We start from the raw sequence: 24,146 nt of genomic DNA on the forward strand, positions 1-24,146 counted from the left end.
CCCTTTTCTATTCCGGGCGCCCCCCCAACTTCTTTGATCTTCAAATAACTCAGGGGTGCGGGGACAGCGTCCCCGCGCGACATCGGCGATGCGGAACGGCCCAGAGGGTTTGCAGCGCGACGTCCCTGACGTCTTCGGTCATCAAGCATTTCCCAAGGGTGCGGGGACATCGTCGCCGCGTCTGCCGTCGGCAACCCGCGATCGGGCGCGGAGTGCCGGGACCCGTCAGGCGAAGCTTCGGATCGTCTCGATGGCGCCGTCCAGCGTCTTGCCCTTTTCGTCCTGCAGCGCCGCTTCGATCAGGCGGCGGGCCCAATCGGCGGCGTCGTCGCGACCTTCGACCAGGACGATGCCCTCCGTCACCTTGTGGAACTTGGACTGTCCCCGCGCATGGGTGTCGGAGTAGCCCTTGACCAGACGCTGGGTCTTCAGGATCTCGACCGCCAGATCGTAGTTCCGGGGCAGCGCCGCGGTGGCGCGGGCGAGCCAGGCTTCGACATGGGCGGTTTCCTGGGCGTGGCGCAGGGTGCGCAGGCGCCAGCCCTTCATCCCGCCCAGCATGTAAAGCGTCAGGAAAGGGATCAGCCGGTCCGTCCGCAGACGTCGGCCGCGGTTGAAGACCTTGTCGATGGCTTTCATCCAGCCCGGGCTTTTTTCCAGCTTGGCGCCGAGGCCTTTCGGCAGCATGGACACGACTTCCTCGGCCCTCGGGTGGAGGAACTCGGTCACGTGCATCAGCTGGGCCTCGCCCGCGCCCATTTCGGCCGCGATGCGGGTGGACCGGCCGCCGCGGGTCTTGGCCTCGGCCACGCGGATGATGTCGTCGTAGGCCATGGCGTTCGCCAGGTACTTCGCCGCTTCGCGGGTGAAGGTGCCGTCGCCGGTATCGGCCTTGGCCAGCGCCTCCAGCCGGTCGAGGTAGAGCGCGCCATAGCGCGTGTCCTGGAAGCGGACCACCTTGCGCAGGCCGAGCTGTGCCAGTTCCTGTGCGATCTGGGGCAGGGCGGGGATGCGCGCCTGCAGCTGTTCCCATTCGTAGATCAGGCTGTCGGGACCCTTGACGGCGGTTGACGGTGCCGTGGGGGCCACCGGTTTCGCAAGCGGTTCGGCGCCTGCCATGGCTGCGTCATAACCGGCCGCGAAGGCGCGCAGACTGGGTTCGACCCCCTTGCCCGAGGCGCGGATCGCGTCCTCGAAGCTTTCCCGGGGGAAGGGCAATGCGCCCGAAGCTGCCAGCGCACCGAAGAGCGTTGCCGAGATGACAGAGCCGCTTTTCACCGCGATCGTGTCAAAGTCGGCGGCGATGAACTGGCGCGCGGCGATTTCGGCGGCGGCGATGACTTCCTCGCTCGATGCGATGCCGTCGCCCGGGACCATCTTTTCGGACACGGCCAGCGCGCGGTGGGTCGAGGCGATCAGGACCGTGCGGTCCGGCGTGACGAAGCCGCGCTGGATCGACCGGCCGGCCTCCATCATTTCCGCCGCGATCATGATGTCGACGTCACCGGCCGCCGGCGCCAGCGAGAAGACGGTGGGCTTTTCGCCCAGGGGTGCCATTTCGATGTAGTAGACCGTGGCGCCGGTCCGCTGGGCCACGCCCGCGACCGACGTCGCCTGCGCGGCATAGCCGTTGGCGCGGGCGACCGCCTCGATCCAGTTGGTCAGGACGCCGCCGCCCTGGCCACCGACCGCCAGCATCGCCAGCTTGATGATGTCGCCCAGGCGGGGATCGGCGGGACGCGGGTCTAGGGTTTCATGGATGCTCATTGCGCGTCTCCGAAGCTGAGCGAACGGGCGGTGCGGCGGGTGATCAGCCAGTCGATGACCTTCGACGACACGCCGGCCCACCAGCGTTCTGCCCTGGACGGGTTGTGGACGACATCGGCGCGGTAGAACGACGGGCAGAGGATCGCGGCATCCGCCACCTCGCCACAGTTGCCGCAGCCGACGCAGCTTTGGTCGATGGACGCCACGGGATCGTCCCGCAGCGGATCGCCGGTCTTTTTCAGCGACAGCGACGGGCAGCCCGACAGGCGCATGCAGGCGTGATCGCCGGTGCAGACCTCTTCGTCCACGCCGAAGCGCGGGGCTTCGACCCGGCGGCCTTCGCGGATCGCCTGGTTGCGCAGGGGCTTTTCGCGCCGTTGACGGTTCAGCATGCATTCCGACGAGGCCACGATGACCCGCGGGCCCGGTTCGTCGGTGGTCAGTGCCTCGCGGATCGTGTCGCGCATGCGTTTCACGTCATAGGTGCGATCGATTTCGCGCACCCAGTCGATGCCGATGCCCTTCAGGGCCTTGGAAATCGGGTTGCGGGTCGACTTCGTCGGGTTCGTCGCGCGGGACGACATGATGTCCTGCCCGCCGGTTGCCGCCGAATAGAAGTTGTCGACGATGATCGCCACGCCGTCGGACTTGTTGAAGGCCATGGTGCCAAAGGACGACGACAGGCCGTTATGCCAGAACCCGCCGTCGCCGATGATCGACACCGGGCGCCGTTCGCCGCCGCCGTCGAAGGCCGCGTTGCCGGCCGGCCCCAGGCCATAGCCCATGGTCGCGCCGCCGATTTCGAAGGGCGGCAGCGAGCCGAAGAGGTGACAGCCGATATCGGCCGCGATCTGGTGCTTGCCCAGTTCGCCTTCCACCAGCTTCATCGCGGCAAAGATCGGGCGTTCCGGGCAGCCGGTGCAGAACCCGGGTGGACGGATCGGAACCGTCTTGGACAGGTCCGGGATCGCCGGGCGATCCATGTTCGGCGCGCGCACCGCGGCCGGCAGCATCTGCGGCGCGGCGAGGCGCACGAAGGCCTCCATCGCGTCCAGCATCACCTGGCCGGTATATTCGCCGGCCATGGGGAAGATGTCCTTGCCGTGCAGCTTCACTGGCTGGCCCGAGCGATAGAGGAAGGATCCCAGCTGGGTCTCGATGAATTCGGGCTGGCCTTCCTCGACCACGATCACATGTTCCTTACCGGCGCAAAAGTCGTGGAATTCGTCGGCCAGCAGGGGATAGGTGACGTTCAGGACATATATGGGAATGTCCGTCTCGCCATAGGCATCGGCCAGGCCCAGGCGCTGCAGCGCGCGGATGACGCCGTTGTACATGCCGCCCTGGACGACGATGCCCAGCGGCGCCTCCTTCGGTCCGAATAGTTCGTTCAGCTTGCGGTCGCGGATGAACTTTTCGGCGTTGGGCCAGCGCGCCTTGATCTTGTCCTGTTCGTGGGTGAACGACATCGGCGGCAGCACGACGCGGTTGAAATCCGATTGCGGGTTCGACAGTGCCTCGCGCACCGAAAGGGCGGGCTTCTTGTTGTCGTCGCATTCGAAGGTGCCCGACACGTGGCAGGACCGGATCCGGACCATCAGCATGACCGGGGTGTTCGATGCCTCGGACAGTTCGAAGCCGTCCTTCACCGCCTTCACGATCGACGGCAGGTTCGGGCGCGGATCCATCAGCCAAAGCTGCGATTTCATCGCGAAGGCATGGGTCCGCTCCTGCATGATCGAGGAGCCTTCGCCGTAATCCTCGCCCACGATGACCAGCGCGCCGCCGTTCACGCCCCCGGACGCCAGGTTGGCCAGCGCGTCCGAGGCCACGTTCACGCCCACGGGACCTTTGAAGGTGACGGCGCCGCGGATCGGATAGTGAACGGAAGCGGCCAGCATTGCGCCCGCCGCCGCCTCGTTCGCCGAAGCCTCGTAGCGCACGCCCAGCTCGCCCAGGAGGTCCTGCGCGTCGGACAGCACGTCCATCAGGTGAGAGATCGGGGCGCCCTGGTAGCCGCCCACATATCCCACACCGGATTCCAACAATGCCTTGGTGATGGCAAGGATCCCTTCGCCGGTGAAGGTTTCCCCCTTGCCCAGTTTCAGATGTTCGACTTCTGCCTTGAATGATCGTTCGGCCATGGCGTGCCTTCTTTCATGGTGGCTATGGACAGGATGCCGGCGGACCGGCCCCTAGAATTCGTGCTGCCGGACGTTCGACAGCATCTTGTGAAGCGTGGCGACGAAAGCGCGGCGTTCCTCGTCGGGGATGTCCCGGAACATCATCGCGGCGACATCGTCCATGTGGGGCCAGAGCCCTTCGAAGGTGGCGCGGCCTTCGGGGGTGATGAAGATGCGGACGCCGCGGCTGTCGTCGGGATCGGCCTCGCGGCGGATCTTGCCGTCGGTTTGCAGCCGGTCCAGCGCGCGGGAGAGCGTCGACTGTTCGACGACGGCAAAAACCGCCAGGTCGCGGATCAGAAGCCCGTCATTGACCGCCAGCACGGCCAGCGCACGGGCCTGCGGCGTGGTCAGGCCCAGGGCCGCCAGTTCATCCCGAAGCGAGGTGTTGTAGCGTCCCATGATGCGGTTCATCAGGTAGGGCGGAAAGTTGTTCAGCCCCAGCTCGCCCAGGGCGGTGCGGCGGGCGTCGGCAGGCGAATCTTTCATGTCGGCGGTCCCGGAGTGGTGCAAAAGTCGTGTCGGCCCGAGGGCGTTACGAAAACGCTAGGATCAGATAAATGCAAATGCAAATATTTTTGGGCCACTGCGGGGGCGCCGGGCCGTCCAGCGCCCGCTGTCTGATCATTTGCCCGTTTTTCAGTCATATTCACGATTTGAAGCGTCTCAGCGGTGGCGCGCAGGCCGGAAAATCCGGGCGATGGCCCGGGTTGACCTGCCGGCCGGTGTCATCTCTCTTGCGCGCCGGTCAAACACATGCATCCATTTTCATGCGCTTTGGGCGGCGGATCGGCCTGCGGTTCGTGCGGCTTTGGGGCAGGGCGCCCCAAAAGAGGATTGCTTGATATATGAAAATTTTAAGCTTGAAGTAAATTCGGGATGGCGCCAAGATCCGACGGTAGACTATCGGGAATCTGACAGCGGGAAGGATCCGGGAAATGCGTGTTGCCTGTCTGGGTGGAGGGCCTGCCGGCCTTTATTTCGCGATCTCGATGAAGCTGCGCGACCCCTCGCACGAGGTGGTGGTGTTCGAGCGGAACAAGGCCAACGACACCTTCGGCTGGGGCGTGGTGCTGTCGGACGACGCACTGGGCAACATGGTCAAGAACGACCCTGTTTCGGCCGCGACGATCCGCGAACACTTTGCCTACTGGGACGATATCGCGACCATCCGCGGGGATGAACGCACCGTGTCCGGCGGCCACGGCTTCGCCGGGATCGGGCGCAAGCAGTTTCTGATCATCCTGCAGGAGCGGGCGCGGGAACTTGGCGTCGACATGCGGTTCGAAACCGAGGTCGGGCCGGTCGAGGACTATACCGGCGATTTCGACCTGGTCGTCGCCTGCGACGGCATCAACAGCGCGGTGCGCAATGCCTGGGCGGAACATTTCAAGCCCGACATCGACATCCGCGAATGCAAGTTCATCTGGCTGGGCACCCACCAGAAGTTCGACGATGCCTTCACCTTCATCTTCGAGAAGACCGAACACGGCTGGATGTGGGCCCACGCCTACCAGTTCGACGACAACACCGCGACCTTCATCGTGGAATGCCAGCAAGACACCTGGGACAGCTTCGGCTTCGAGGACATGTCCAAGGAAGAAACCGTCGAGACCTGCCGCAAGGTGTTCGAAAAGCACCTGTCGGGCAACGAGTTGATCTCGAACGCCGCACACCTGCGCGGGTCGGCCGTGTGGATGAACTTCCCCCGCGTGATCTGTGAAAACTGGTATCATGAAAACGTCGTCCTGATGGGCGACGCAGCGGCGACCGGGCACTTCTCGATCGGGTCGGGCTCGCGCCTGGCCATCGACAGCGCGATTGCCCTGGCCGAATTCCTGCATTCGGAAACCGACATGCAGAAGGCCTTTGCCCGCTACCAGGAGGAACGCCGCCTGGATGTGCTGCGGCTTCAGTCCGCCGCCCGGAACTCGCTGGAATGGTTCGAGCGGGTGGAACGGTATCTGGACATGGACCTGGTGCAGCTGAACTACTCGCTGCTGACCCGGTCGCAGCGGATCAGCCATGAAAACCTGCGCCTGCGCGATCCCGAATGGCTGGAAAGCGCGGAAAAGTGGTTCCAGACCAAGGCAGGCGTGCCGGCCGATGCACCGGTGCGCGCGCCGATGTTCGCGCCGTTCAAGCTGCGCGACATGGACCTGAAGAACCGCATCGTCGTGTCGCCGATGGCGCAATACAAGGCCGTCGACGGCTGTCCGACCGACTGGCACCTGATCCATTATGGCGAACGCGCCAAGGGGGGCGCGGGGCTGGTCTATACGGAAATGACCTGCGTTTCGCCCACCGGCCGGATCACGCCGGGCTGCCCGGGGCTTTATGCACCCGAACACGAGGCCGCCTGGACCCGTCTGACCGGTTTCGTCCATGCCGAAACCGATGCGAAGATCTGCTGTCAGATCGGGCATTCGGGCCGCAAGGGCTCGACCCGGATCGGCTGGGAAGGGATGGACAAGCCGCTGACGGACGGGAACTGGGACCTGATCTCGGCCTCTCCGATCGCGTGGTCCGAGCAGAACCAGACCCCGCGCGAGATGACGCGCGCCGACATGGACGAGGTGAAGGCACAATTCGTGTCCGCGGCCGAAATGGCGGAACGCGCCGGCTTCGACATGATCGAACTGCACGCCGCGCACGGTTACCTGATCTCGTCCTTCATCTCTCCGATCACCAATGTGCGGACGGATGAATACGGCGGTTCGCTGGAGAACCGGATGAAGTACCCGCTGGAAGTGTTCGAGGCGATGCGCGCCGTCTGGCCGGCGGAAAAGCCGATGTCCGTGCGGATTTCCGCCAACGACTGGATGGGCGACGACGGGATCACGCCGGAAGATGCAGTGGACATCGCGAAGATGTTCACCGCCGCCGGTGCGGATATCGTCGACGTGTCCGCCGGGCAGGTGGCCAAGGGCGATCACCCGGTCTATGGCCGGATGTTCCAGACCCCGTTCTCGGATCACATCCGCAACGAGGCCGGGATCGCCACTATGGCGGTCGGCAACATCTACGAGGCCGATCACGTGAACTCGATCCTGATGGCGGGGCGTGCGGACCTGGTGTGCCTGGCGCGCCCGCACCTGGCGGACCCGTACTGGACCTACCACGAGGCCGCCCGGATCGGCGACCGGGCCGAGGCCTGGCCCGCCCCCTATCGCAGCGGCCGCGACCAGCTGTTCCGGCTGGCCGACCGCGAGGCGGAGACGATCCGCGTCTGACGACATGGCCCCTGTCCCTGACCGGGCAGGGGCCGTTTCGGCCTGTCGCGCCTTGAGGCAGAGTTTCGCTTTGTTCCCGGCGGCCATGGCGCTAAAGGGGCAGGACCGAAATCACGAGGGAGCCGCCCATGACCCCGATGCCGGACCGGCACGCATCCGAACCCGTCAGCAAGTCTCGGCTTCGGCTGTGGCTTCGGATCCTGTCGGCCTCGCGCCATATCGAGGGCGAGCTGCGCGAAAGGCTGCGGGTCGAGTTCGCAACGACGCTGCCGCGCTTCGACGTGATGTCGGCCCTGTACCGGAACGAGGACGGGTTGAAGATGAGCGCGCTGAGCGGCGTTCTGAAGGTGTCGAACGGCAATGTGACGGGCATCGTCGACCGGTTGGTCGACGACGGGCTGGTGCTGCGGGAGCAGGTAGAAGGCGACCGACGGTCGTTTCGCGCCCGTCTGACCCAGCGCGGCCGCGAGGAATTCGAGCGGCAGGCGGTGGCGCACGAAGCCTGGATCGACGAGCTTTTGAGCGGTGTCGAACAGGACCGGGCCTGGCGGCTGTCGGACCTGCTGGGCGATGTCGCCCACAGGCCGGGGCGCAAGGGCTGAACTCTCGGCCCTCGGGCCGGCATCGCGCCCTCAGCGGCCCACCCGTCCAGCCCCCGGCCGAAAACCTTCGGTTTTCGACCTCGCCGCTTCGGGCGCGATGCTCTTCCACAGGTGCGGGGAACCATAGGTGCGGGGAATACGCGTCGCGTGAGCGACCGGCTGTGTTCGGTGCTTTGACGTCTTCGTCGCAAGGGGAAGGCTCGGGTTCACCACGAAGAGGGACCACGTCCTCTTCACGGATCCCCCGTCGCATTTGCTGCCTGAGCCATCGATGCGCCCGCATCAAGGGCAAGCCGCGCTGTCGCGCGGGGCTGGCGCCCCCTTGACGCGGGCACACCGACGGCGCCTGTCGGCAGCGCGACGGTGGCTCCGCGAAGAGGACTTCTGCGTGAACTTCGGCCGGGGAGAGGGGGCCGTCGGTCTACGCGAAGGCCTGGAGGCCGGTGATGGCGCGGCCCAGGATCAGGGCGTGCACGTCGTGCGTGCCTTCGTAGGTGTTCACCGTTTCCAGGTTCTGGGCGTGGCGCATCACGTGGTATTCGACCTGGATGCCGTTGCCGCCGTGCATGTCGCGTGCCTCCCGCGCGATGGCCAGCGCCTTGCCGCAGTTGTTGCGCTTCATCAGCGAGATCATTTCCGGCGCGAAGCGGCCGTCATCCATCAGCCGGCCGACGCGCAGCGCGCCCTGCAGGCCCAGGGTGATCTCGGTTTCCATGTCGGCCAGCTTCTTCTGGTAAAGCTGGGTCTGTGCCAGCGGGCGGTTGAACTGGATCCGGTCCAGCCCGTACTGCCGGGCGCGGTGGAAGCAGTCTTCGGCCGCGCCCATGGCGCCCCAGCTGATGCCGTAGCGGGCACGGTTGAGGCAGCCGAAGGGGCCGCCCAGGCCTTCGATGTTCGGCAGCAGCGCGTCTTCGCCGACTTCGACATTGTCGAGCACGATCTCACCGGTGATCGAGGCGCGCAGCGAGAGCTTGCCGCCGACTTTGGGGGCGGTGAGGCCCTTCATGCCCTTGTCCAGCACGAAACCGCGGATCTTGCCGCCATGGGCTTCGGACTTGGCCCAGACGACGAAGACGTCGGCGATGGGGGCGTTGGAAATCCACATCTTGGCGCCGTTCAGGACATAGCCGCCCTCGGTCTTGGTCGCCCGGGTCTTCATGCCGCCCGGGTCGGAACCGGCATCGGGTTCGGTCAGGCCGAAACAGCCGATATATTCGCCCGAGGCCAGTTTCGGCAGGTATTTCCGGCGCTGTTCCTCGGACCCGTAGGCGTAAATCGGGTACATGACGAGGCTGGATTGCACGGACATCATCGAGCGGTAGCCGCTGTCGACCCGTTCGACCTCGCGCGCGACCAGACCATAGGAGACGTAGGTCGCGCCGGCGCAGCCGTACTCTTCCGGCAGGGTCACGCCCAGAAGGCCCGCGGCGCCCATCTTGGCGAAGAGCTCGGGGTCGGTCTGTTCGTTCATGTAGGCGTCGACGATGCCGGGGGCCAGTTCGGCCTGTGCGAAATCGCGGGCGCTGTCGCGGATCATCCGCTCTTCTTCCGTCAGCTGATCGTCGAGGAGAAAGGGATCGTCCCAGGTGAAGGCTTGGCCGCGATGCGAGGCTGACATGGAGAACTCCGGCGTGAAATCTGGTCGGGTCGTTGCATAGAGGCTTTCAACAGGCCCCGAAAAGCGGCATTTCTGCATGAGTTCATTCATGGAGTGCATGACATGCGCCAGCGCCGCTATCTGCCGTCGATCTCGATGCTCCTGGCCTTCGAGGCGGTGATGGCGCGGGGATCTGTGACCGCCGCGGCGGAAGAGCTGAGCCTGACGCAAAGCACCGTCAGCCGGCTGATCCAGACGCTGGAGGGACAGGTGGGCGCCACGCTGTTCCTGCGCCAGCGGCAGCGGCTGGTGCCGACGGAAGCTGCGCGGGACTATCACAGCAAGGTCGGGCGCAGCCTGGACATGCTGCAGCGGGCGACGATGGGGCTGGTGACCAGCCCCGGGGGCGGGTCGCTGGACCTGGGGATCCTTCCGACCTTCGGCACCCGTTGGCTGGCGCCGCGGCTGGGGGGGTTCTTCGACCGCAATCCGGGGGTGACCGTCACGCTGGCCACGCGGCTGCAAAGCTTCAGTTTCGAGGCCGAGGGGCTGGATGCCGGGATCCTCTTCGGGGAAGAGGCCGCACCGGGCACGCGGCGGATGAAGCTTTTCGGTGAACGCTATACCGCCTGCGCCTCGCCCGGATTCCTAGCGCGGCACCCGATCGGCAGCGTGGCCGACATGCGCGGCCTGCCGCTGTTGCAGCTGGAAACGCGGCCCACGGCCTGGGCCGACTGGGCCGCGGGGCAGGGGGGCGACAGCCCGCGGACGGTGGGCATGGTGATGGACCAGTTTTCGATGATGATCCAGGCGGCCCTGTCGGGGCTGGGGATCGCGTTGCTGCCGCATTACCTGGCCGTGCCGGAGCTGGAGGACGGCCGTCTTCGGGCCGTTTTGCAACAGCATGTGCCGGGGACCGGCGCCTATTGGTTGGTCTGGCCGGAACGCAATGACAGCCTGGCGGCGCTGGCGGCCTTTCGCGACTGGCTGGCGGGCGAATGCCGCGACGCTGCGCATCCGGGGCCGCTGCAACCCGGCGTGACCGCGTGACCAGATGACCCGGGGCCTGCGCACCGCATATTCTTGCCTTGCGAGGCTGGGTATTTTATACTTAAAGTAAATCGCGACCTCTGCCGCACCTGTGCCTGCAAGGGCCTGCGCCTTCGAAGGACCGACATGACCGCTTCCACCGTCTATCACCGTTTCGCGGAAACCGCTGACCGCAGGGGCGACGCCCCGTTCCTGCATGTGCTGGAGGAAACCGCCGGCGTCTATGGCATTCCGGCCGGCGATATCTCGTATACCGAGATGGCCGCACGGGTGGACGACTGGGCCGCGACCTTCAAGGCGCAAGGCTATGGCGCCGGGCACCGGGTCGGGCTGCTGCTGGAAAACCGCCCGGTCTATCTGGAGATCTGGCTGGCCCTGAACGGGCTGGGGGTGTCCATCGTGCCGATCAACCCGGACCTGCGGGTGGCGGAACTGGAATACCTGATCGAACACTCCGAGATGGTGCTGGCCATAGCCCTGGCCCCCCGCGTGCCTGAACTGCAGCAGGCCGTGGCCAATGCCGGTCTGACCGTCCCGATCATCGCGCCGGAGGAGGAAGTGCCGCCCGCGCCCGAGGATGCCGGGACGCATGTCCTGACGACCCAGACGGAATGCGCGCTGCTTTACACCTCTGGCACCACGGGTCGGCCCAAGGGCTGCATCCTGTCCAACGAATACTTCCTGCATGGCGGCGACTGGTATGCGGAAACGCCTGGCTACATCAGCCTGGAGCTGGACAACGAACGGATGCTGACGCCCTTGCCGCTGTTCCACATGAACGCGCTGGCCGTGTCGGTCATGGCGATGATCACCACCGGCGGCTGCCTGATCCTGCTGGACCGGTTCCATCCGCGCAGCTGGTGGGAGTCGGTCCGCCTGTCGAAAGCGACGGTCGTCCACTATCTGGGCGTCATGCCGTCGATGCTGATGGGCGCCGCGCCGTCGCCTGCCGACACGGATCACAACGTCCGCTTCGGCTTTGGCGCAGGCGTCGACAAGAAGCTGCACGCTCCCTTCGAGGAACGCTATGGTTTTCCCCTGATCGAGGCATGGGCCTGCACCGAGACGGGATCGGGCGGCACTATTTCCGCGCATGAAGAGCCGCGCAAGATCGGCACCGCCTGCTTTGGCCGGCCGACCGCGGATGTCGAGGTGCGGCTGGTGGACGATGCCGGCAACGACGTGCCCTTCGGGACCCAGGGCGAACTGCTGGTGCGGCGCGCGGGGCCCAACCCGATGTACGGCTTTGCCTCGGGCTATCTGAAGAACCAGGACGCGACGGACGAACTTTGGGCCGGGGGCTGGCTGCATACCGGCGACGTGGTGGTGCAGGACGAGGACGGGTCGCTGCATTTCGTCGACCGCAAGAAGAACGTGATCCGCCGGTCGGGCGAGAACATCGCGGCGGTCGAGGTGGAATCGATCCTGAACCGCCATCCGGAGATCGAGATCTGCGCCGTGGCCGCGGCCCCCGACGAGGTGCGCGGCGACGAGGTCGCGGCCTTCGTGATCCTGTCGGGCGGCGGCTGGGACCAGGCGCGGGCCGAAAGTATCGTCACCTGGGCGCTGGAACAGATGGCGTACTACAAGGTGCCGGGCTGGATCGCTGCGGTCGACACGCTGCCGCTGACCGCCACGCAGAAGATCCTGAGGGGCGAACTGAAGACGCTGTTGGCCAGGACGCTGGACGAAGGCGGTTTCATCGATACCCGCCACATGAAGAAACGCACGGCCTGAGGATTGACCATGACCGGACTGCTGACCCAACTGGCCGACGCGCTGACCACTGGCGCGGTGAAATGCGTGGACCTGACCAACACGCTGTCGCCGGACTTTCCCGTCATCGTGCTGCCGGTGGAATTCGGCCAGTGCGCGCCGTTCCGGATGGAGCCGGTGTCGCGATATGATCAGAACGGGCCGGCGTGGTACTGGAACAACATCACGATGAACGAACATACCGGCACCCATTTCGACGCCCCGGCGCATTGGGTGACGGGCAAGGACCTGCCGTCGAACACGGTGGACGCGGTCCCCGCGCAATCGTTCATGGCGCCCGCCGTGGTGATCGACATCGTGGCGGAATCGGACGCCGACGCCGATTTCGTCCTGACCCGCGCGCATCTGGAAGCGTGGGAGGAAAAGAACGGCCGGATCCCGCCCCGCCACTGGATCGCGCTGCGCACGGACTGGTCCAAGAAGGTGGGCACGGTCGAATACCTGAACCTGAAGGACGACGGCGCCCATTCGCCGGGGCCGGACGCCAGTGCGATCAACTTCCTGGTCCATGACCGCGACTGCGTCGGGCTGGCGGTCGAAACCGTGGGCACCGATGCGGGGCAGGCGCAGCATCTTGAGCCGCCGTATCCGGCCCATTCGATCCTGCACGGCAACGGGCGCTATGGCCTGCAGTGCCTGGCCAACCTGGACCAGCTGCCGACCTTCGGTGCGGTCATCGTCGCGGCGCCGCTGAAGATCATGGGCGGGTCGGGCAGCCCGCTGCGCGTCTTCGCGATGATCGAAGGGGACGCCTGATGTTCTATACCACCGCGGACGGGCATCCATTCGAGCACAACCCGCTGACCGCCATCGTCTCGCCCCGGCCGATCGCCTGGATTTCGACCCGCAGCGCGGACGGGGTGGATAACCTGGCGCCGCATTCGCTCTATAATCTGACCGCCTATGCGCCGCCGCAGCTGATGTTCTCGTCGACTATGACGAAGCCGGACCAGACCCGGGGCAAGGACACGCTGGCCAATATCGAGGCGACGGGCGTCTTTGCCATCTCGACCACCGAATATGCCGCGCGCGAGGCGGTGAACGCGTCCTCGGGCGGCTTCGCCAAGGACGTGGACGAATTCGCGGCGGTCGGCATCGCCAAGGCGGAATGCCGGACGATCGACTGCCCCTTCGTGGCCGACGCGCCCGCGACTTTCGAATGCAGGCTGGACCGGGTGATCGACCTGCCGGGCCAGCAGAACTATGTCGTGCTGGGTTTCATCGAGGCGGTACACCTGCGCGACGACTGCATCGTCGATGGCCGGTTCGAGGTGAAGACCTACAAGCCCCTGGCGCGCTTGGGCTATCTCGACTTCGCGTTCGTCGGGGACACGTTCGAAATGCCGCGCCCCGGCTGACGGCCGGACGGGGCAGGGGAACCGTGCCCCGAAGCCGAAGACTGAATGACATGACCTTGGACAAGGCGACGACGATGGCCCCTACTGTTTCTGCCGGCATCCGGATGCCCGACCCCAAGGACGACATATATTCCGCCCTAGCGGTGGAATTCCCGCCCGAGGCGCGGACCCTGCCGGCGATCCTGGACCGCCGGGCGGCCGAGATGGGGGACAGGGTGCTGGTCCGCTGCGGCGAGGCAGTCTGGTCCTATGCCCAGACGCGCACCATCGCCGCCGCCTGGGCCGCGCGGCTGGCCGAAGCGGGAATCGGGCCGGGTGACCGGGTGGCGATCCACTGTTCGAACCGGCCGGAATTCCTGGAAATCTTCCTGGGCTGTGCCTGGCTGGGCGCCATCGCAGCCCCTTTCAACACCGCCTTCAAGGGCCCGCAACTGGCCCATGTGCTGGACAATGCCGACCCCAAGCTGCTGGTGGCCGAGGAATGTTTCCTGGACGCCTATGCCGTGCTGTCGCGGGACGAGGTGATGCCGCCCCGCTGCTGGACCGTGATCGCCAAGGGCGTCTGCGAAGGCGACCAGCCCATCTTCCCGGCCGAGGTGCCCGCGGGCCTGCCGGACGTGAAACCGTCGGACACGGTCGCTATCCTTTACACCTCGGGCACGACGGGGCCGTCCAAGGGGGTGTGCTGCCCACAGGCACAGCTGTTCTGGTGGGGCCTTTATTCCGCCCGCGCCCTGGGGGTGCGGGAAGGCGACGTGCTGATGACCATGCTGCCGGTCTTTCACACCAATGCGCTGAACACGTTCTACCAGGCGCTTTTGATGAAGGGCGAATACGTGTTGGAGCCGCGGTTCACCGCGTCCGGCTTCTGGGACATCGCGCGGGCGCGCAAGGCCAACGTGACCTACCTGCTGGGCGCCATGGCCGCGATCCTGATGGCCCAGCCGGAAAAGGCCAGCGACAGGGATCATTCCCTGCGCGTGGCCCTGGGCGGCGGTGTGCCGGGGCCGATGCATGCGCCCTTCCTGGAACGGTTCGGGGTGCCGATGGTCGATGGCTATGGTTCGACCGAGACGAACTTCATCTTCTATTCCGCCACCCCGTCGGCCCATCCCGGGACCATGGGGTTCTTGGAACACGGGGCGCATGCCATCGTGGCCGACAGGTGGGACAACCCGGTCCCCGATGGCGAACCGGGCGAGTTGCTACTGCGCCCGACCGAACCCCATTCCTTCGCTTCCGGCTACTACAAGATGGCCGACAAGACGGTGGAAACCTGGGCCAACTACTGGTTCCACACCGGCGACCGCGTGGTGCGGGACCCGGATGGCAACTATCGCTTCATCGACCGCACCAAGGATGCGATCCGGCGCCGGGGCGAGAATGTCTCGTCCTGGGAGGTCGAGCAGGCCATCCTGTCCCATCCCGAGGTCGAGGCCTGCGCCGCGTACCCTGTGCCGTCAGAACTGGGCGAGGACGAGGTCGCCGTGGCGGTCAAGCCCAAGGCGGGCACGTCGGTCGATCCGCTGGCGCTGATCCGGCACGTGGAACCCTTGCTGGCCTATTTTGCCGTGCCCCGCTACCTGCGCTTCGTCGCCGACATGCCGCTGACCGAGAACGGCAAGATCCGCAAGGTCGTCTTCCGCGAGGACGGGATCACCGCTGATATGTGGGACCTGGAAACGACCGGCTACAAGGTGAAGCGATAGCGAGAGCCGGCAGGCGCGCGCTTGACGGCGTGGATATTTTAAGCTTGAAATAACGAGAGCAGGAAGGGACCCCGAATGCGGATTTTCTGGCAAAGCTTCGTCGATCCGGTCACCGGTGCGGATTACCTGCGCCGCCTGACGGAATACCTGAACGGCATTGCCGCGCCGGGGACCGAGGTCGTCGTCGAAGGGATGACCCCACCTGACCGCGATTTCGGCCGCCTGGCCGAGTTCCGCTGTGCCATGCAGGCCATCGACCGTGCCCTGCGCCTGGAAGACGGTTACGACGCCTATGTCATGGGCCATTTCCAGGATCCGGGGCTTTACGAGATCCGCTCCGCTCTCGACATTCCGGTCGTGGGGACAGGGGAGGCCACGATGCTGCAGGCCTCTACCCTTGGCCGCCGTCTGGGCGTCATCACGCTGGCCCCGGAGTTCGAGATCTGGCACCGCGAACAGGCGGACCTTTACGGGCTGGGCACGCGGCTGGTGGCCGTGACCTCGCTGGAAAGCAACCCGCAGGAATTCAACGCAAGCTTTGCGGGGGATGAAACGGTGAAGGCTTCGCTTCTGGCGCGGATTCAGGCGGCCGGCGAAAAGCTGGTGGCGCAGGGTGCCGACGTGATTGTGGCCGGCGGCGTGCTGCCGGGCCTGTTCGTCGCCGATTTCCCCGGGCTGACCGTCGGCACCGCGCCGGTGGTCAACTGTGCCTCGGTCGCGCTGAAATCGGCCGAGATGTGGGCGCAACTGAAGAAACTCGACGGAGTGGGCCCCAGCCGCGGTGCCTGTTTCGCGCAGCCCAAGGGGCAGGCGCAGCAGGATTTCCTGGCATTGATGCCCGCCACAACGAAATGATGGAGACCAAGATGATCAAACCCGAAAGCATCCTGTACACTGCCGAGGCCCATGTTTCGGGCGGGCGCGAAGGCACCGGCGAAACCAGCGACGGCAACCTGAAGGTGACACTGACCATTCCGAAGGAACTGGGCGGACCGGGCGGGTCGGGGACCAACCCGGAACAGCTTTTTGCCGTGGGCTATGCCGCGTGTTTCCTGTCGGCGGTGAAGCTGGTGGGGCGCCTGTCGAAGGTCGCAATCCCGGACACGGCGGCGATCACGTCCAAGGTCGAAACCGGGCGCGCGGGCGAACGTTATGCGCTGCAGGTCGAACTCGACGTGTCGCTGCCCGGGCTGGATCAGGCCGAGGCCGAAAAAATCGTGGCCGAAGCGCATGAACGCTGCCCCTATTCCAACGCGACCCGTGGCAACATGGACGTGAAACTGACGGTAAGCGTCTGAGTCGGATGGCAGGCGGCAGAAAACAGCGCGCAAGCTATGACGGGGTGGTGCTGACCTGCCCCGTGACGGTGCCCTATTCGCGGTATTCGATCCACGCGGCGCATTGGTGGATCGGCAAGGCGCTTCGGGCGCTGGCCGATTCCTCCGGCCTCTCGCACAGGCAGTTCGACGGGTTCTGCCTGTCCAGCTTCACCGCCGGGACCGACAGCGCCATCGGCATCGCCCAGCACATGGGTCTGAACCTGCGGACGGTGGACACGATCCCCTTGGGCGGCAACAGCGGCGTGGCGGCGATCCGCCGGGCCGCGCGTTTCGTTCAGGCGGGCGACGCCGATATCGTGGCCTGCGTCGCGGCCGATACGAACCAGATCGACACCTTCCGCCAGACCACCGCCAACTTTTCCCGCTTTGCGCAGGATGCGGTGCTGCCCTATGGGTCGGGCGGGGCCAATTCCAGCTTTGCCATGATCCAGCGGAACTACATGGACCGTTACGGCGTCACGCGCGAGGATCTGGGCCGGATCGCCGTGTCCCAGCGCGCCAATGCGCTGAAGAACCCGAACGCGCTGATGAAAAAGCCGCTGACGCTGGACGAATACGTGAACGCGCGGGCCATCGCCTCGCCCGTGCATCTGTTCGATTGCGTCATGCCCTGCGCGGGGGCAGAGGCCTTCCTTGTCATGCGCGAGGATCTGGCCGAGGAACTGGGCCTGACACCTGTCTTCCTGAAAGGGGCCATCGAACGGCACAATGCCATCGACGACACCGTGCAGGAACATGGCGGCTGGGTCGTGGACATCGACGAGCTTTACGAGACGGCAGGCACCACGCCGCAGGGCATCGACGTCGTCCAGACCTATGACGATTATCCCGTGATCGTGATGATGCAGCTGGAAGACCTGGGCTTTTGCAAGAAGGGCGAAGGCGCGGCCTTTGTCCGGTCGCACGACCTGACCATCGGCGGGGATTTCCCGCACAACACGTCCGGCGGGCAACTGTCGGCGGGGCAGGCGGGGGCGGCCGGTGGCTATATCGGCCTGACCGAATCCATGCGGCAGGTCACCGGCACCGCCGGGCCCACACAGGTCGCGGGCGCGAAGACGGCGCTGGCGTCCGGCTTTGGCATGATCAACTATGAACGCGGCCTCGCATCCGGCGCCGTGATCCTGTCGGGAGAGGGCGCATGACCGAACCGCTGAGCCCCCCGAAACGCAAGGATCCGCTGAAGCGGACGGCGATCCCGGTCCTTCCGCCGTCGATGCGGTCGCGCGCCGGGCAGCTTTTGACCTGGGCCGCGGCCGAAGGGCGTTTTGCCCTTCAGAAATGCCTAGAATGCGGCCATGTCGCCTATCCCCCGCGGGATGCCTGCCCAGAGTGCTTGTCGGAACATCTGCCGCTGGCCGATATCTCCCGGGGTGGCGAGGTCGTGTCGGAAAGCACCATCGAGATCTCGGGCGAGGTCTATTTCCGCGAACGCGCGCCATGGCGGATCGGCATGATCAAGCTGGACGAAGGCCCGATCATGGTTGCCCACCTGCACGGCGATTCGGCCAAGGGCGACCGGGTGCGAATGTCGCTGCAACTCGATGTGGCCGGCAACGCGGCGGCCTTTGCCCGCCCGGTGAAGGAGACCCCGAACATGGCAGACGACCGGCAATGGCGCACCATGGTGGCCGATCCCAAGTTCCGCCGGATCCTTGTGACCGACGGGCGCGCGCCGGTCGGTCGGGCTGTGGCGAAGGCCCTGCTGGACGCGGGCGCCAAGACAGTGTGGCTGGGCATCTCGGAGGACTGGAAACCCTATCCGCCGGTCGATCCGCGGGTGAACGTGGTGCCGCTGACCGTCGACGACGTGAAAAGCTGCGAGAAACTGGCCGGTGCCATCGGCGGCAAGGTCGATATCCTGGTGAACACCGGCGACTACATGCGGCCGGGCGACATCATGGACACCAATGTCGTGACCGAGGCGCGCGAGCAGCTGAACCGCCATTTCCTGGGCTTCCTGCACCTGGCACATACGTTCGGTGGCGGGATGCGCGCGCGCGGTGCCGATGGCACCAACAGCGCGGTGGCCTGGGTCAACGTCCTTTCCGCCTATGCGCTGGCCAACACGCATCCCTACGGGACCTATTCCGCGGTGCAGGCCGCCTGCCTGTCGCTGTCCCATTCCCTGCGGGGAGAGATGCGCCATGGCGGGGTGCGGGTGACCAATGTCTTCTCGGGCCCTGTCGAGGATGAATGGTATCAGGAACTTACGCCCCCCAAGGTGGGGCCGGGTGCCGTGGCCTCTGCCATCGTCAAGGCGCTGAGGGAGGGGCAGGAAGACGTCTATGTCGGCGACTTCGTCAAGGACCTGCGGGAAAGGCTGGAGGCCAATCCCAAGGGGCTTGAACGGGAAATGAACTCGGGCGGCTGAATGAAAACAGGGGGGAGGTTTCAGGTCAGGCAGGGGGGAACGGCCGGTTGGCCGGCCAAGACGCCTGTGCTGCTGACCGCCCCTTGGTGGCCTGGCCCCTGCAATGATGAGGAAAAGGCGCGCCGCGGATCCGTCCGAGCGCGCCTTTTGCGTTTCGGGCTGCTCCCCTTCGGAGGCGAGCGTCAGGGTCCGACAAGATCAAGACAAGAAGAACCCGGTTTCCAGTGGGAGGAACTCCATGCTTCGACCTTCGGCCCATGCTGACACATTCGCACGGGACAACCTTCCGCCGCCGGACATGTGGCCCGAATTCCTGCCCGGGTTCGAATACCCTGACCGCCTGAATGCGGGCGTCGAGCTGACGGACCGCATGGTCGAAAAGGGGTTCGGCGACCATGATGCGCTGATCGGCAACGGACGGCGACGGACCTACAAGGAACTGGCGGACTGGACCAACCGGCTGGCCAATGTGCTGGTCGAGGATCTGGGAGTTGTCCCCGGCAACCGGATCCTGATCCGGTCGGCCAACAACCCGGCGCTGGTTGCCTGCTGGCTGGCCGCGACCAAGGTCGGCGCTGTGGTCGTCAACACCATGTCGATGATGCGCGCGGGCGAACTGATCAAGTACATCGACAAGGCCGAGGTGACACTGGCCCTGTGCGACACCCGCCTGATGGAGGAGATGGAGCGCGCGGCCGAGGGCAGCAGGTTCCTGAAGCGGGTGGTGGGCTTCGACGGATCGTCCAATCACGACGCCGAACTGGACCAGCTGGCCTTGCAGAAATCGGTCCGGTTCAAGGCGGTCGACACCGCGCAGGACGACGTGGCGCTTTTGGGTTTTACCTCCGGTTCGACCGGCGAGCCCAAGGCCACGATGCATTTCCACCGCGACCTTCTGCTGATCGCCGATGCCTACGCGGCCGAGGTGCTGGACGTGCGGCCCGAAGATACCTTCGTCGGATCCCCGCCCCTGGCCTTCACCTTCGGACTGGGCGGTCTGGCCATCTTCCCGCTGCGCTTCGGAGCGACGGCGACGTTGCTGGAAGATGCTTCGCCCCCGAACCTGATCGCGATCATCGAGAAGTACCGCGCCACGGTCTGTTTCACTGCGCCGACGGCCTATCGCGTGATGCTGCGGGCGATGGGCGAGGGGGCGGATCTGTCGTCGCTGAGGGCAGCCGTGTCGGCGGGTGAAACGCTGCCGGCGCCGATCTTCGAGGAATGGAAGGCAAAGACCGGCAAGCCGCTGCTGGACGGGATCGGGTCGACCGAGATGCTGCACATCTTCATCTCGAACCGGTTCGAGGATCACCGGGCCGCCTGTACCGGCAAGCCTCTGAAGGGTTATCGCGCCAAGATCATCGGCCCGGAGGGCGAGGACCTGCCGCCGGGCGAGCTGGGCCGTCTGGCGGTGCAGGGGCCGCTGGGCTGCCGCTATCTTCGGGCCGAAAAGCAGGAGGTCTATGTGCAGAACGGCTGGAACGTCACCGGCGACACGTTCTGGATGGACGAGGACGGGTATTTCCACTTTGCCGCGCGGAACGACGACATCATCCTGTCCTCGGGCTACAACATCGCGGGTCCCGAGGTCGAGGCGGCACTGCTGTCGCATGCGTCGGTGTCGGAATGCGCGGTGATCGGCCTGCCGGATGAGGATCGCGGCCATGTCGTTCAGGCCCATGTGGTGCTGGCCGCGGGCGAGGAACGGTCGCCCGAGATGGTGAAGGCGCTCCAGGACCACGTGAAAGCGGTGATCGCACCCTACAAGTACCCGCGCAGCGTGATCTTCACCGAAGGCCTGCCCAAGACCGAGTCCGGCAAGATCCAGCGCTTTCGGCTGAAGCCGGAACAGGGCTGACGCCGCCCCATCGACCCGCGCGGCTGCCCGGTGCCCGGGGGTGGCCGCCACCTTTCTGTCTGAGCCGGCGGCCGTCCTTGGGGGGCGGTGCGTCATCGCCGCAGCGACCGGCCGCCATCGCCGTGGCGTCCGATGCCCGTCGCCCGAAGGACGGCAGCGGTTCCGGCCGAAGGCCCGGATCGCGAAAGGCAGATGGCATCCGGGCCGGGTGTTCTGCCCCGTGGCCAGGGCGGGATGACGGTCAGCCCGGAACGATGACCACCTTGCCGGTCGCCTGCCGCGTGCGCAGCAGGTCAAGGCCCGTCGCCACCTCGTCCAGCGGCAGGACCGAACTGACATGGGGCGACAGGCGGCCCGCGACATACCAGTCCATCAGCTCTGTCAGGCTGTCGCGGATCACCTGCGGGCGGACCTTCATGTAGCCGCCGATATAGAAGCCGATGACCGTCAGGTTCTTGACCATCAGATGGTTTGCGGGGATCTGCGGCACCTCTCCCCCGGCAAAGCCGATGGGGATCAGGCGGCCGCCGGGATTGGTCGACCGGAAGGCCGCCCGGAAGATGTCGCCGCCGATCGTCTCGTAGACGACATCCGCACCGCCCAGGGCCTTCATTTTTTCGCGAAGATCGTCATCACCGTCGATCACGGATTCGGCACCAGCGGCGCGCGCGATGTCCAGTTTCTGGGCGCCGCGGGCCTGCGCCACGACGCGGGCACCCAGTTTTGCACCGATTTCCACGGCCGTCAGACCGACACCGCCCGCCGCGCCGGTGACCAGCAGCGTCTCTCCCGGGGCAAGGCGGGCAAGCCCCTTCAGGGCGACATGCGACGTTCCATAAGCGATCTGGAATGCAGCCGCATGTTCGAAGCTCATTTCGTCAGGGATCTTTACTACCCGGTCGGCGGGGAAGGCCCCCATTTCGGCCAGTCCGCCCTGTCCGGCAAAGACGCAGACCCGGTCGCCGGGGACCAGGTCTGCAACGTCCGGGGCGACTTCAAGAACCTCGCCCGCGGCCTCCATGCCCAGTGTGAACGGAGGTTCGGGAATGTCCTGGTAGGTGCCCCGGATCATCAGCGTGTCGGCAAAGTTCAGACCGGTCGCCCGCAGGCGGATCAGGACCTCGCCCGGACCGGGTTTGGGGTCCGGGACCTCAACAATTCCGGGTGTCGCTCCGCGTTCTGCAATCTGGTAGGCGCGCATCGTGCTCCTCGTGTGATGTTCCGGGCAGGGCGCCTGTACGTCCCGGCCGCCACCCGGCGGGGTGGTCCGGTGCGTGGCGCCATGTATCCGACAACCCTAACCCGGTATTGCGGATTTGTACTGCGACGCAATATGCCCCAGCCGGAAGGGTGGCAAAACCGGTGGCGGACGACCTTCGGGACCGGCCCATGCGGGGCGGGATCGGCCAGGGACCGTGCGGTCTGCCGCTGTCCCGTACAGGCGGCCTGAAAGAGGCTTACACATTCGGAATTTTGAAATGTATCGACAGTTGAATGCATTTGGCGAAACTGCGCCGAACACACGATCCGTCATGACATTTATTTGTTGTATTTTGTGTGCAGCTTAACCAAATAAGGCGTGGACAAGTGAACAAATGTTTGGTTTTCAACCTCGCGTCGACAAGATATGACGCGACACAACCCGCTTGCATTCGCCTTTGGAAACCTTATTCTTTATAACCGCTAGACAAGAATTGGCTTCAGATGGCTGAATATCGTCTGATGGTCCCGATCCGTCGGTCTTGCTTGAAATCAGGACACGCCGTCAGTGCGAAGCCAAGACAAAGTAAAGACTCGCCGGTGTGAGTGGGACAGAGATTCTAGGTAATACAAATCAGGAGAAAAACGATGGCCCACCCCGTCGACATTCACGTCGGGAAACGTGTCCGACACCGCCGCTGGTTGATCGGCATGACCCAGCAGCAGCTGGCTGAACAGGTCGGTATCAAGTTCCAGCAGATTCAGAAGTACGAAACGGGCGCAAACCGGATCAGTGCATCGCGGCTCTGGGACATCGCTGATGCCCTGGACGTTCCGGTCAGCTTCTTCTTCGAAGGTCTTGAGGAAGAGGCCAAGCAGTCGGCCGAAGCCGGTGGCGTGCCCGCCGATCTGATGGGCGACAAGGAAGCGCTGGATCTGGTCCGGTCCTATTACGCGATTCCGGAAAATCAGCGTCGCCGCCTGTTCGAACTGGCCCGCGTCCTCAGCGACGTCGCCTAAGCTCGGGCGTACTGTCGGCCTCTGGGGGGGCCGCAGGAGCCGAGCCGGCCGGGCAGCGCCCCGCCGGCCCGCAGGTCCAGGCGACGCCAGGAACGATTCCGGCGCCGCAGGATGCGCGAACGGGGACTTGCCCAGATCAGGCCCCACAGCTTATGTGCCTGCATGAGCGATACCACCGAACCCACAGATGATCAGACGGCAACGACGGGCCAGAACGACCCGGACGATCTTGCTGTCGCGCACCGGCTGGCGGACGCTGCGCGTTCCGCGATCCTGCCCTGGTTCCGGGCAGGCACGCTTGTGGCCGACAACAAGGCGACTCAAGGCTTCGACCCGGTCACCGAGGCCGACCGCGCCTCCGAGGTCGCGATGCGCGCGCTTCTGGCAGAGCTGCGCCCCGACGACGGCGTCTGGGGCGAGGAGATGGGCCAGACGGAAGGCACCAGCGGCCGGATCTGGGTGCTGGACCCGATCGATGGCACGCGCGGCTTCCTGAGCGGTACGCCCACCTGGGGCGTCCTGATCGCGCTGGCCAGGGCCGGTGCCGTGCCTGAACCGATCCTGGGCATGGTCGACCAGCCCTATATCGGCGAGCGGTTCTTCGGCGGCATCGACGTGCCGCCCGAAGTCCACGGCCCCCTTGGGCGAGCCGCTTTGTCCACCCGGCCGACCGCACGGCTGGAGGATGCGATCCTTTTCACCACCTTCCCCGAAGTCGGAACCAAGGCCGAGGGCCAGGCTTTCCGCCGTGTGGCAGATCGGGTCAGGCTCGTCCGTTACGGTATGGACTGTTATGCCTATGCGCTTCTGGCGGCCGGCCAGATCGACCTGGTGATCGAGGCGGGGCTTTATGCCTATGACGTCCTGGGGCCCATGGGCGTCATCCAGGCGGCGGGCGGCATCGTTACCGACTGGCAGGGCGGGCCGGCCGGCAATGGCGGACAGGTCGTCGCGGCGGCCAATGTCGAGCTGCACCGGGCCGCGCTGGAGCTGCTGCAGGACCGCACATCCCATTGACGTGCTGCGCTGCAGCGTTAACGTGAGCGCCGGGCTGCAGCCGATCCCGTTACAGTGGGCCG

At 65.6% G+C, this 24,146-nt stretch carries 19 protein-coding genes; 14 read left to right on the forward strand and 5 right to left on the reverse strand.

From position 1 onward, the window contains the following. Positions 1–225 precede the first annotated feature (225 nt). Genes FQK05_RS13750 through FQK05_RS13760 form a run of 3 tightly spaced genes read right to left on the reverse strand, consistent with a single transcriptional unit; the run spans position 226 to position 4,439 of the window. Complete coding sequence (locus tag FQK05_RS13750) at positions 226–1,767, reverse strand: indolepyruvate oxidoreductase subunit beta family protein (protein WP_158967766.1); 1,542 nt, start codon at positions 1,765–1,767, stop codon at positions 226–228. Beyond that, the gene (locus FQK05_RS13755; protein ID WP_158967768.1) at positions 1,764–3,911 is read right to left on the reverse strand and encodes a thiamine pyrophosphate-dependent enzyme; all 2,148 of its coding nucleotides are present in this window, start codon (positions 3,909–3,911) and stop codon (positions 1,764–1,766) included. The genes FQK05_RS13750 and FQK05_RS13755 overlap by 4 nt, the downstream gene beginning before the upstream one ends. A 51-nt stretch (positions 3,912–3,962) precedes the next feature. Further along, positions 3,963–4,439, reverse strand: coding sequence for a MarR family winged helix-turn-helix transcriptional regulator (locus FQK05_RS13760; RefSeq protein ID WP_158967770.1), 477 nt, complete (start codon positions 4,437–4,439; stop codon positions 3,963–3,965). A 449-nt stretch (positions 4,440–4,888) separates the two neighbouring features. Between FQK05_RS13760 and FQK05_RS13765 the strand changes: the two genes are divergently transcribed. Both FQK05_RS13765 and FQK05_RS13770 read left to right on the forward strand, forming a co-directional pair. Then, complete coding sequence (locus FQK05_RS13765) at positions 4,889–7,183, forward strand: bifunctional salicylyl-CoA 5-hydroxylase/oxidoreductase (RefSeq protein WP_158967772.1); 2,295 nt, start codon at positions 4,889–4,891, stop codon at positions 7,181–7,183. 128 nt (positions 7,184–7,311) lie between these two features. Then, the gene (locus tag FQK05_RS13770; protein ID WP_158967774.1) at positions 7,312–7,785 is read left to right on the forward strand and encodes a MarR family winged helix-turn-helix transcriptional regulator; all 474 of its coding nucleotides are present in this window, start codon (positions 7,312–7,314) and stop codon (positions 7,783–7,785) included. 421 nt (positions 7,786–8,206) lie between these two features. Here the strand turns inward: FQK05_RS13770 and FQK05_RS13775 are convergent, their stop codons facing one another. Then, positions 8,207–9,403, reverse strand: a complete 1,197-nt coding sequence (locus FQK05_RS13775) for an acyl-CoA dehydrogenase (protein ID WP_158967776.1) — start codon at positions 9,401–9,403, stop codon at positions 8,207–8,209. Between the two features lie 102 nt (positions 9,404–9,505). On the opposite strand from FQK05_RS13775, the gene FQK05_RS13780 reads away from it, so the two are divergent. The 10 genes from FQK05_RS13780 (at position 9,506) to FQK05_RS13825 (ending at position 20,847) form a co-directional block, all read left to right on the forward strand. Then, positions 9,506–10,432, forward strand: a complete 927-nt coding sequence (locus FQK05_RS13780) for a LysR family transcriptional regulator (protein WP_158967778.1) — start codon at positions 9,506–9,508, stop codon at positions 10,430–10,432. Between the two features lie 126 nt (positions 10,433–10,558). Beyond that, the gene (locus FQK05_RS13785; protein WP_158967780.1) at positions 10,559–12,169 is read left to right on the forward strand and encodes an AMP-binding protein; all 1,611 of its coding nucleotides are present in this window, start codon (positions 10,559–10,561) and stop codon (positions 12,167–12,169) included. Positions 12,170–12,178: 9 nt separating this feature from the next. Then, complete coding sequence (locus FQK05_RS13790) at positions 12,179–12,964, forward strand: cyclase family protein (protein WP_158967782.1); 786 nt, start codon at positions 12,179–12,181, stop codon at positions 12,962–12,964. Next, positions 12,964–13,566: a flavin reductase family protein gene (locus FQK05_RS13795; RefSeq protein WP_158967784.1), complete on the forward strand. Its 603-nt coding sequence runs from the start codon at positions 12,964–12,966 to the stop codon at positions 13,564–13,566. The genes FQK05_RS13790 and FQK05_RS13795 overlap by 1 nt, the downstream gene beginning before the upstream one ends. Positions 13,567–13,616: 50 nt before the next feature. Then, the gene (locus FQK05_RS13800) at positions 13,617–15,275 is read left to right on the forward strand and encodes an ATP-dependent acyl-CoA ligase (protein ID WP_199252667.1); all 1,659 of its coding nucleotides are present in this window, start codon (positions 13,617–13,619) and stop codon (positions 15,273–15,275) included. A 75-nt stretch (positions 15,276–15,350) separates the two neighbouring features. Further along, complete coding sequence (locus FQK05_RS13805; protein ID WP_158967786.1) at positions 15,351–16,130, forward strand: aspartate/glutamate racemase family protein; 780 nt, start codon at positions 15,351–15,353, stop codon at positions 16,128–16,130. A gap of 11 nt (positions 16,131–16,141) precedes the next feature. Continuing rightward, the gene (locus FQK05_RS13810; protein ID WP_158967788.1) at positions 16,142–16,573 is read left to right on the forward strand and encodes an organic hydroperoxide resistance protein; all 432 of its coding nucleotides are present in this window, start codon (positions 16,142–16,144) and stop codon (positions 16,571–16,573) included. Positions 16,574–16,578: 5 nt separating this feature from the next. After that, positions 16,579–17,760, forward strand: a complete 1,182-nt coding sequence (locus FQK05_RS13815; protein WP_158967790.1) for a thiolase family protein — start codon at positions 16,579–16,581, stop codon at positions 17,758–17,760. Beyond that, a complete protein-coding gene (locus FQK05_RS13820; RefSeq protein ID WP_158967792.1) occupies positions 17,757–18,989 on the forward strand; it encodes an SDR family NAD(P)-dependent oxidoreductase in 1,233 nt (410 codons plus the stop codon). Before FQK05_RS13815 ends, FQK05_RS13820 begins: the two co-directional genes overlap by 4 nt. A gap of 238 nt (positions 18,990–19,227) precedes the next feature. After that, positions 19,228–20,847 (forward strand): AMP-binding protein, encoded by a 1,620-nt coding sequence (locus FQK05_RS13825; RefSeq protein WP_158967794.1) that lies wholly within the window; start codon positions 19,228–19,230, stop codon positions 20,845–20,847. A 241-nt stretch (positions 20,848–21,088) separates the two neighbouring features. Here the strand turns inward: FQK05_RS13825 and FQK05_RS13830 are convergent, their stop codons facing one another. Further along, a complete protein-coding gene (locus FQK05_RS13830; RefSeq protein ID WP_158967796.1) occupies positions 21,089–22,048 on the reverse strand; it encodes an NADPH:quinone oxidoreductase family protein in 960 nt (319 codons plus the stop codon). A 647-nt stretch (positions 22,049–22,695) separates the two neighbouring features. On the opposite strand from FQK05_RS13830, the gene FQK05_RS13835 reads away from it, so the two are divergent. Then, positions 22,696–23,067 (forward strand): helix-turn-helix domain-containing protein, encoded by a 372-nt coding sequence (locus FQK05_RS13835; RefSeq protein ID WP_158967798.1) that lies wholly within the window; start codon positions 22,696–22,698, stop codon positions 23,065–23,067. A 162-nt stretch (positions 23,068–23,229) separates the two neighbouring features. Next, positions 23,230–24,084 (forward strand): inositol monophosphatase family protein, encoded by an 855-nt coding sequence (locus FQK05_RS13840; protein ID WP_158967800.1) that lies wholly within the window; start codon positions 23,230–23,232, stop codon positions 24,082–24,084. The last annotated feature ends 62 nt before the right edge of the window (positions 24,085–24,146 follow it).

Source organism: Chachezhania sediminis, from assembly GCF_009765275.1.
Classification (GTDB): domain Bacteria; phylum Pseudomonadota; class Alphaproteobacteria; order Rhodobacterales; family Rhodobacteraceae; genus Chachezhania; species Chachezhania sediminis.

What these genes read in the sequence shown, in the direction of transcription:
- FQK05_RS13770 (WP_158967774.1), top strand. Translation starts at nt 7,312, where the DNA reads ATGACCCCGATGCCGGACCGGCACGCATCCGAACCCGTCAGCAAGTCT.
- FQK05_RS13750 (WP_158967766.1), bottom strand. Translation starts at nt 1,767, where the DNA reads ATGAGCATCCATGAAACCCTAGACCCGCGTCCCGCCGATCCCCGCCTG.
- FQK05_RS13800 (WP_199252667.1), top strand. Translation starts at nt 13,617, where the DNA reads ATGACCTTGGACAAGGCGACGACGATGGCCCCTACTGTTTCTGCCGGC.
- FQK05_RS13830 (WP_158967796.1), bottom strand. Translation starts at nt 22,048, where the DNA reads ATGCGCGCCTACCAGATTGCAGAACGCGGAGCGACACCCGGAATTGTT.
- FQK05_RS13765 (WP_158967772.1), top strand. Translation starts at nt 4,889, where the DNA reads ATGCGTGTTGCCTGTCTGGGTGGAGGGCCTGCCGGCCTTTATTTCGCG.
- FQK05_RS13835 (WP_158967798.1), top strand. Translation starts at nt 22,696, where the DNA reads ATGGCCCACCCCGTCGACATTCACGTCGGGAAACGTGTCCGACACCGC.
- FQK05_RS13805 (WP_158967786.1), top strand. Translation starts at nt 15,351, where the DNA reads ATGCGGATTTTCTGGCAAAGCTTCGTCGATCCGGTCACCGGTGCGGAT.
- FQK05_RS13825 (WP_158967794.1), top strand. Translation starts at nt 19,228, where the DNA reads ATGCTTCGACCTTCGGCCCATGCTGACACATTCGCACGGGACAACCTT.
- FQK05_RS13795 (WP_158967784.1), top strand. Translation starts at nt 12,964, where the DNA reads ATGTTCTATACCACCGCGGACGGGCATCCATTCGAGCACAACCCGCTG.
- FQK05_RS13810 (WP_158967788.1), top strand. Translation starts at nt 16,142, where the DNA reads ATGATCAAACCCGAAAGCATCCTGTACACTGCCGAGGCCCATGTTTCG.
- FQK05_RS13815 (WP_158967790.1), top strand. Translation starts at nt 16,579, where the DNA reads ATGGCAGGCGGCAGAAAACAGCGCGCAAGCTATGACGGGGTGGTGCTG.
- FQK05_RS13785 (WP_158967780.1), top strand. Translation starts at nt 10,559, where the DNA reads ATGACCGCTTCCACCGTCTATCACCGTTTCGCGGAAACCGCTGACCGC.
- FQK05_RS13780 (WP_158967778.1), top strand. Translation starts at nt 9,506, where the DNA reads ATGCGCCAGCGCCGCTATCTGCCGTCGATCTCGATGCTCCTGGCCTTC.
- FQK05_RS13755 (WP_158967768.1), bottom strand. Translation starts at nt 3,911, where the DNA reads ATGGCCGAACGATCATTCAAGGCAGAAGTCGAACATCTGAAACTGGGC.
- FQK05_RS13820 (WP_158967792.1), top strand. Translation starts at nt 17,757, where the DNA reads ATGACCGAACCGCTGAGCCCCCCGAAACGCAAGGATCCGCTGAAGCGG.
- FQK05_RS13840 (WP_158967800.1), top strand. Translation starts at nt 23,230, where the DNA reads ATGAGCGATACCACCGAACCCACAGATGATCAGACGGCAACGACGGGC.
- FQK05_RS13760 (WP_158967770.1), bottom strand. Translation starts at nt 4,439, where the DNA reads ATGAAAGATTCGCCTGCCGACGCCCGCCGCACCGCCCTGGGCGAGCTG.
- FQK05_RS13790 (WP_158967782.1), top strand. Translation starts at nt 12,179, where the DNA reads ATGACCGGACTGCTGACCCAACTGGCCGACGCGCTGACCACTGGCGCG.
- FQK05_RS13775 (WP_158967776.1), bottom strand. Translation starts at nt 9,403, where the DNA reads ATGTCAGCCTCGCATCGCGGCCAAGCCTTCACCTGGGACGATCCCTTT.